Genomic DNA, 8,881 nt, shown 5'->3' on the forward strand with positions numbered 1-8,881 from the left:
TACTATATTTTAATTATCCCATATTGTTTAATTTAATTTTAAAATTCCCATACATTTCATTTTCAATATTTACACCTTAATCGAGTTTTTTGTTTTATTATATCCTCCGTCGAATAAAACGAGGTAATTGAAAAAAGAAAAGTAGCCAATATATATATTACGTCACAATAAAATTACTAATTAATCCAATTAAATAAATTGATTAAACACAAATCAGTTAGGGGATACTATTATGAAAAATTTAACTTCTATTACTAAAAAAATCTTCTCTCGCGCTGTCATGGCGTTATTATTAGCCCCAACGTTAAGTGCTATCAATGCCTATGCAGACAACAATGGGCACAGTGGCACAATCCAATTTACTGGCGCGATTGTCTATGGAGCATGCTTAAATGAAGTCGGTAATAATAACGTCACTTTAAATTGCCTAGATGACAATGACGATATGGTTGCTAATAATATTGACCTCAAAAAATTAGTGAAAACTCAAGGTTGGACAGTCCTGAATGGTGGTCGAAGTTCCTATTCTTATAATTGGGTGAATAAAGATAAAAAAATCGGAATGTTAACAATTAAATATAGCTAAGCGTCAATGTTATGGAAATTGGGGTAGTCATGCTACCCCCCATTTTTTATTGCATCTTCAAACGAGCTTTCGCATCCCCAATAGCTTTCGCCACCTGCATTTGAGATACCCCACCTTTTGCTAACCGCTTATCTAGGCAAGATTGTAGAGACAGAATCTCATACACATCTAATTGAATTGCAGCACTAAATTTTTGTAAATCACTTAACGCCATCTCTTCTAATGCCTTACCTTGAGCGATTGCAGCCACTACCGCTTCACCGACAATATGGTGCGCCTCACGGAATGGAACGCCTTTTGCGACTAAGTAGTCCGCCAGCTCAGTCGCATTCGCATAGCCTTGCTTGGCGGCATCTTCACAACAAGCACGGCGAATTTGAATACCATCTAATACTAATACCGCCATATGCATGCAGTCTAACCAAGTATCCAATGCATCAAATAGCCCTTCTTTGTCTTCTTGCATATCCTTATTGTAAGCAAGAGGTAGCCCTTTTAAGGTCATCATCATCCCAGTTAATGCCCCTTGAACACGACCACATTTACCACGAATAAGCTCCAGTGCATCCGGATTTTTCTTTTGTGGCATGAGGGATGAACCCGATGTGACTTTATCTGAAAGCTCAACAAATCCAGCTTCGCCACTATTAAAGAAAATTAAATCTTCAGCGAAACGTGATAAGTGAACCATACCGATACTCGCATCCGATAATAGCTCTAATACATGGTCTCTATCAGAAACAGTATCTAAGCTGTTACGTGTCGCAGAGGAAAACCCTAGCCATGATGCTAATTGCTCACGGTCAATATCATAGGCCGTACCCGCCAACGCCCCACAACCTAATGGGCTGACATCTAAACGCTTTAAAGTATCTTGCAAACGGCTTTCATCACGAGACAACATTTCGCTATACGCTAAACACCAATGGGCGAATGTCACTGGCTGAGCACGTTGTAAGTGGGTATAGCCTGGCATCACTGCATCTTGGTTATTTTCAGCGGTGATGACCAACGCTTTTTGTAACTCAGTCACAGCTTCTAATAACAGCGCCACTTGGTCTTTACACCACAGTTTTAAATCTGTCGCGACTTGGTCATTACGGCTACGACCTGTGTGCAATTTTTTTCCTAAATCACCGACTTTATCAATCAGTTTACCTTCAACCCAGCTATGAATATCTTCGGCGTCGCTTTGCAAGATAATTTCAGGATCGGCTTGCACTTCCGCCAATAGCACATTGAGTGCTTGCTCGAGAGATTTTTGCTCGCTATCAGATAACACACCAACCGTCACCAATGCTTTTGACCATGCGACTGAGCCAATAATATCTTGCTCCGCTAAGCGATAGTCAAAACGCAGTGAGTCATTAAACTGTTTAAACCGTTGATCTGCCTGCTGACTAAAACGTCCACCCCAAAGTGCCATAACGAGTCCCTACCTGATTGATAAAATAAGTGTCTGCCCGACAGCCTTATTTGGCTATCGGGGTCATACTAATAAAACTATTTTGCTTTGTTCTGCTCTTTCAGCGCACGAATACGTGAAGAGAGTGAGTAGAGGCGGATAAATCCACCAGCATGGCTGTGATCGTAAACTTCATCTTCACCAAATGTTGCAAACTCTTCAGAGTACAGGCTCTTATCTGCTTTCTTCTGGATAGCCGTCACTTGCCCTTTATACAGTTTTAGCACCACTTCACCCGTCACATCCTGAGCTAATGACTCTGCGGCGGCTTGTAAAGAATGGCGTAATGGCGCAAACCAACGACCGTCATACACGACATAAGACATTTCCAGACCTAACTGCTCACGCCATTTGTAACTATCGCGGTCCAATACCAGCTGCTCAACACCACGTAGTGCAGCCATCATGATGGTGCCCCCTGGGGTTTCATAGCAACCACGGGATTTCATACCCACTAAACGGTTTTCCACAATATCGATACGACCCACACCGTGTTTTGCGCCCAGCGTATTGAGTGTTTCTAAACAACCCAATGGAGACAATGTATTGCCATTCACCGAAACCACTTCGCCGTGTTTCACGCCAACAGTCACCAGCTCAGCTTCATCTGGTGCGTCTTTCGGATCAACTGTCCATACCCAGCAATCTTGGTTAGCCGCATTCCATGTGCTTTCCAATACGCCACCTTCAGTAGAGATATGCCATGCGTTTTCATCACGGCTGTAGATTTTTTCTAAGCTTGCAGTCGTTGGAATATTACGTTCTTTCAGGTAATCCAATAACGCTTCACGAGAACGCAGATCCCATTCACGCCAAGGTGCAATAACTTTCAGTTGTGGTGCTAATGCTGTATAGGTACTTTCGAAACGAACTTGGTCGTTACCTTTACCTGTTGCGCCATGGGCAACTGCATCCGCCCCCACTTTTAGCGCGATTTCAACTTGAGCTTTGGCGATAATCGGACGTGCCATTGATGTCCCCAGCAAATAGCTACCTTCATACAGTGCACCGGTTTTCAATACTGGGTAGATATACTCTTCGATGAATTCTTCACGCAGGTCAACCACGTAGCATTCAGAAGCGCCGGATTGCAGTGCTTTTTTCTCAACGCCCACTAAATCTTCTCTGTCTTGACCCACATCGGCGACGAATGCCACGACTTCACAGTCATCGTAATTCTCTTTTAACCACGGAATGATCGCCGATGTATCTAGTCCACCAGAGTACGCTAATACAATTTTCTTAATGCCCTTTTTCATAACTTACCTATCCCATTAAATGCGTTATTTGTCTGTTTGCTTATTCAGTCCATGACTCAAGAAGCGAGAATTCGTGTACCGATTGCGGTGCCATTAAATAACGATGGCAATTGTTCTGCATGGCGCCAGCTAGCAATATCGACAGGGCGCTGTAAGGTAGAAGCCGCTTCCAGTGCCGCATTCACTTTGACAATCATGCCATCTGTAATAATGCCTTGTTCAATCAGCTTCTGTGCTTTGGTGGTGGTCATTTCATCAATTTTTTGACCTTTACCATCCAAAATGCCACTGACATCAGAAAGCAGTACCAGATCCGCATTCAATGCCTGAGCAATCGCTGTTGCAGCTTGGTCAGCGTTAACATTCATTAATTGCCCATCATTCGTGATCCCGATAGAGCTAATAATTGGCAAGTAACCCGAAGACAGTAAAAGCTTGAGTAATTTCGCATCACCCGCTTTTGCACTACCAACATGACCCAGTTCATCATTAATTTGCGTTACCACTGCGCTGTGACCATCCCCAAGAGACAATCCTACTGCTTGTAGTTGATGTTTAATCGCCCACGCTAATAATGTTTTATTCGCCGTACCGGCTAAAGCACCTACAATAATGTCGATTTGATCAGCTGGAGTCACACGCAGCCCTTGTTTCTTCACGACAGGTAATTGCAGCTTTTGCATCAATTCATCCACTAAACAACCACCACCGTGCACAATGACCAACTCACGTTGATGAGCCTGACGATAGGTTTGGATTGCCGTAAATAATCTTTCTAGCGCTTCTTCGCTATCGAGTAACACACCGCCCAGTTTAATGACTAAAGGTTGCATGGAGATTTATCCTTAATAAATTGCCATAAGAGCATTAAAGTAATGATTGCGTTTCGTTGAAACCAAACCGAATATTCATGCATTGAACCGCTTGTGCGGCGGCACCTTTTAATAGGTTATCTTCTGTCCCGACTAAAATCAGGTGTTCACCTTTCAATACAAATCCGATATCACAAAATGGCGTGCCAACAACCGATTTCAGTGCAGGTACACCTTTGTCATATAAACGAACTAACGGTTTATCGTGATACGCGCCTTTAAATGTTTGGCTAATTTGCTCCGTTGTTACGCCGGCTTTCACTTTACAAGTGATGGTCGCCAGTATACCCCGTGCAAAGTTGCCTAAATGTGGCGTGAAGATGACCTCTCTACCTAGATGTGTGGCTATTTCAGGTTGATGACGGTGGGTAAAAATACCGTATGGCTGCAAGCTCACTTCGCAGAAGCTATTGGTCATTGATGCTTTACGCCCTGCCCCTGAAACACCGCTAGTCGCATTGATCACTGGCCACATGTTTTCATCGAGTAAATCCGCTTCAATCAACGGCTTTAATGAAAGCTGAGAAACAGTTGGGTAACACCCCGGTACAGCAATCAGCTGAGCTTGGCGGATTTTATCTGCTTGCCATTCCGCTAAACCGTAAACTGCTTGCATTAACCACTCGGTGTTTGTATGTTCGAAACCGTAGTATTGCGGATAAAACGCCGCATCTTGAACACGATAAGCACCAGAAAGGTCAAAGACCACACAACCCGCTTCAAGAAACTGAGGCGCGATGTCATGACTCACTTCATGGGCGGTTGCGAGGAAAACAACATCGATACCTTTTGCCGCCTCAGACACATCTGTGAGGGGTTGGACCGGAAGATCAATGATGCCTTTATACTGGGGATGTAAATCAGAAAAGCATTTACCCGCATCTGCACTTTGTGCAGAAACCATCAATCCAGAAAGATGAATTTCAGGATGACGTTGTAAGTAAGCGGCTAATTCTGCTCCAGTATAACCACTGGCCCCGACAATGAGTGTGTTCAACATGTGTTTTCTACCTTGTACTCGTGACCCAAACAGTTTAATGTGTATTTTTATTCAAATAAAGTGCATGAATATTGATACTATTATGGATAAAGGCTGTCAACAGTGAATATTAAATTACCTGCATTTATTGAGATTTATCGTCAATTAATCGCCACTCCGTCGATCAGTGCGACCGATTCGCAACTCGATCAGAGTAACCGAGCACTCGTGGAGCTATTAGGTGGATGGTTAGAAACCTTAGGCTTTACGGTGAATATTCAACCGGTCCCTGATACACGAGATAAATATAACCTGTTAGCGTCGATTGGTGAGGGCAATGGCGGATTGATGCTCTGTGGTCATACGGATACTGTCCCATTTGATGACGGACGCTGGAGTAAAGATCCTTTCAAGCTCACCGAGCATGATGGCAAGCTATACGGGCTTGGTACCGCCGATATGAAAGGTTTTTTTGCTTTCATTATTGATGCGCTGCGCGATGTTGACCTCAGCACCTTAAAACGCCCATTACATATTCTCGCGACCGCCGATGAAGAAACCTCCATGGCAGGAGCGCGCTTTTTTGCTGCTAGCACGGAATTACGCCCTGATTTCGCCATTATCGGCGAACCAACATCCTTGCAGCCTATCCGCGCGCATAAAGGTCACCTTTCTAATGCTATCCGCATTACGGGCCAATCAGGGCACTCCAGTGATCCCGATAGAGGCGTGAATGCGATTGAATTAATGCATGAATCCATCTCTCACCTGATGACCCTAAGAAATACATTGAAAGAACGCTATAACAACCCCGCGTTTGTTATTCCTTATCCAACAATGAACTTTGGTCATATCCATGGTGGTGATGCGGCAAACCGAATTTGTGGATGCTGTGAATTGCATATGGATATTCGCCCACTACCGGGTTTAACCTTGCAAGATCTCGACGAACTTCTCAATGAAACCCTTGAGCCAGTTCGTGCAAAATGGCCGGGTCGTTTAGCGATTGAAGAGATGCATCCCCCAATCCCTGGCTATGAGTGCCCAACGGACCATAAAATGGTTGCTGTGATTGAGCAGCTATTAAATAAAAAAGCAGAGACCGTTAACTACTGTACAGAAGCACCGTTTATCCAAGAACTTTGCCCAACGCTGGTACTCGGTCCTGGCTCTATTGAACAAGCCCACCAGCCTGATGAATTCATCGATATGAGCTTTATTGAACCAACCCGCCAACTCATCAGCCAAATGGTCGAGCACTTCTGTTTTACTGAATAGTGTTTTACTGAATAATTTTGCACTTCATGCGGAGCCGACCAAGCTCCGCATTTTCTTCATCATGAATTTTTCTCTTGTTGTGCCTGAAAAAACATCAATTCAAGATTTGATTTAAGGGTTGACTCTCGCTCAATATCAAGTAATCTCTATTTAGACGTCTAAACGTATAGAAGTTTACATGGATGTATATAATCGGATAGTGAAACTAATAATTAAATAATAAGTCTGTTAAGGCGAGGTCACGGGTATGAGTTTCTTTCACGCAAATCAGCGCGAGGCGTTGAACCAAAATTTAGCTGAATTAGATGGGCAGATTAATGTCTCATTTGAATTTTTCCCACCTCGCTCAACAGAAATGGAACAAACTCTGTGGAAATCCATCGATAGGCTCAAAGTCTTAAAGCCGAATTTTGTCTCTGTTACCTACGGAGCCAATTCCGGTGAGCGAGACAGAACCCATAGCATCATTAAAGACATTAAAGATAAAACTGGGCTGGTGGCAGCACCTCACTTAACCTGCATTGATGCCAGTCGTGATGAGTTAAGAGCTATCGCACGGGATTATTGGGATAACGGTATTCGCCATATTGTTGCGTTACGCGGCGATCTCCCCGATAACAGCCAAAAGCCTGAGCTGTATGCTGAGCATCTAGTCGAGTTACTGAAAACAGAAGCTGACTTTGATATTTCAGTGGCAGCTTACCCAGAGGTACACCCAGAAGCTAAAAGCGCCCAGGCGGATTTAATTAATTTAAAGAAAAAAATTGAGGCTGGTGCCAACCGCGCAATTACTCAGTTTTTCTTCGATGTGGAAAGCTATCTACGCTTTCGTGATCGCTGCGTTGCAACCGGCATTGATGTGGAAATTGTTCCAGGAATTTTGCCTGTCTCTAACTTCCGCCAGCTCGAACGTTTTGCCAAGCTCACCAACGTGCGTATTCCAAGTTGGATGAACAGAATGTATGAAGGGTTAGATGATGACCCTGAAAGCCGTAATCTTGTTGGTGCATCGATTGCAATGGATATGGTGAAAATTTTAAGTCGTGAAGGGGTTAAGGATTTCCATTTTTATACCTTAAACCGCTCTGAGTTAACGTATGCTATTTGCCATACCTTAGGTGTCAGACCGCAATAACGCTTCTATTCCATATAACTTATCGGGCTATTTCATCAGAAATGAATTAGCTCGATAATATTTCCTATTTATCATGTCACTTGTAAATTACACTCAAAATTAGAGTAAATATAACCCATCATTATTAGACTGGTTTAGGAAGAATATTACAGAAACAATTTCAAAAACACGTCTAAATAGAATTAAATACAGTAAGCTTTTAATTTAAAATATGAAGATAGATCAATCCAAAACAAATAGTCTTTTAATGATGGATTATACAATGTCATTAAAACCCTAGAAAAACGCTACGTTATCTTTAATAATGACAGTACCTCACATCATAGAAATATTAATTTTCAATAACTTACATCCCTCACCAAAAAATCACATCCTATTGATACAGCGGTCGTGTATTCAATATAGAGATCATCACAATAGGTAATGCTCCCGCTCGATGAATGTGCCGATGATTTTGTCATGCATTTCAGGCGACTTAGAGTAACCTAACGTCTTACGGTTAAGACGCTTTAAGCGATTTCTTAAGTTCAGATTCTCTCTTTCTATTCGTTGGGTATAAAACTTACTTGCTACGTGTTTTTGTTTAGGCAATATCTCATAAGTACTGAACTTATCTGTGCACCAAAAGGCCACATTAAACCGAGACAGTAAAGCCAGTAACTGGCGAAGAGTCTTTTTGTTTCGACGACCAAACGTATGAGCAATAATCCGTTTTAGGCGGGGCTCCCAAGCATACCAAAGCCAGCGTTGTTGCTTCTTATTAGCTACAAAAGACCACTGTTCATCGACTTCGCAAAGGAGTTCAATGTGCAGATTATCAAGAGGTAAAGAGGTGTTCTGCACAACAAATTTAAATAACCTTTTAGACGATGTCGACTTACTAAGTGATGATGACGAGATTTGATACTAAAACGTTATCAATCGCGTAAGTGAAGATAAAAAAAGTATTCGTTTTATTCTGTCTAAATGAATACTTTTTTATTTTAAATTCAATTAGATAATTATGATTGGTGGGAAGTTTGGGTGAAATGGGCGCAAAACCCCGATTACATGATGAAATGAGGCAAAGTCAGAGCCAGATATCCACTCACTTCTTCCCTGTAACTTCTTCCCTGTAACTTCCTACACTGAAACTAAAACGCCCCGTGGGATCATGGGGCGCTTACGGAATAGTAATTAATAACATTAAAACAAATGGTTATAATGAATTGTCTGAATATTAGTTGCAGCAAAACTGCTTTTTTATTGTAAAACGATAATTTTTTCCTTTTTTTTGATAATTTATTGTCGTATATTATCAAAACAGC

General features: G+C 42.2%; 7 protein-coding genes and 1 pseudogene. 3 read left to right on the plus strand and 5 right to left on the minus strand.

The annotated features are described in order from the left end of the window. The first annotated feature begins 232 nt into the window (after positions 1-232). Positions 233-586, plus strand: coding sequence for a hypothetical protein (locus PSF16_RS15330; RefSeq protein ID WP_036962587.1), 354 nt, complete (start codon positions 233-235; stop codon positions 584-586). Positions 587-632: 46 nt separating this feature from the next. Here PSF16_RS15330 and argH read toward each other — a convergent pair whose 3' ends face one another. The 4 genes from argH to argC form a co-directional block, all read right to left on the minus strand. Continuing rightward, on the minus strand, positions 633-2,012 hold the full coding sequence (gene argH / locus PSF16_RS15335; protein WP_272689577.1) for an argininosuccinate lyase: 1,380 nt from the start codon (positions 2,010-2,012) through the stop codon (positions 633-635). A gap of 77 nt (positions 2,013-2,089) precedes the next feature. Then, positions 2,090-3,310, minus strand: a complete 1,221-nt coding sequence (locus PSF16_RS15340) for an argininosuccinate synthase (RefSeq protein ID WP_272689578.1) — start codon at positions 3,308-3,310, stop codon at positions 2,090-2,092. Positions 3,311-3,366: 56 nt separating this feature from the next. Then, positions 3,367-4,143 (minus strand): acetylglutamate kinase, encoded by a 777-nt coding sequence (gene argB / locus PSF16_RS15345; RefSeq protein ID WP_006660496.1) that lies wholly within the window; start codon positions 4,141-4,143, stop codon positions 3,367-3,369. Positions 4,144-4,177: 34 nt separating this feature from the next. Then, entirely contained in the window at positions 4,178-5,182 is a 1,005-nt protein-coding gene (argC, locus tag PSF16_RS15350) for an N-acetyl-gamma-glutamyl-phosphate reductase (RefSeq protein ID WP_272689579.1), read from the minus strand. 102 nt (positions 5,183-5,284) lie between these two features. Between argC and argE the strand changes: the two genes are divergently transcribed. Beyond that, a complete protein-coding gene (gene argE, locus PSF16_RS15355) occupies positions 5,285-6,439 on the plus strand; it encodes an acetylornithine deacetylase (RefSeq protein WP_006660498.1) in 1,155 nt (384 codons plus the stop codon). 247 nt (positions 6,440-6,686) lie between these two features. Then, complete coding sequence (gene metF, locus PSF16_RS15360; RefSeq protein ID WP_006660499.1) at positions 6,687-7,574, plus strand: methylenetetrahydrofolate reductase; 888 nt, start codon at positions 6,687-6,689, stop codon at positions 7,572-7,574. Positions 7,575-7,985: 411 nt separating this feature from the next. Here metF and PSF16_RS15365 read toward each other — a convergent pair. After that, positions 7,986-8,408 (minus strand): annotated as a pseudogene (locus PSF16_RS15365) (IS1 family transposase); the annotation flags it as partial. Between the last annotated feature and the right edge of the window lie 473 nt (positions 8,409-8,881).

Source organism: Providencia sp. PROV033, from assembly GCF_028484855.1.
In the GTDB taxonomy this organism is placed as follows: Bacteria; Pseudomonadota; Gammaproteobacteria; order Enterobacterales; family Enterobacteriaceae; genus Providencia; species Providencia alcalifaciens.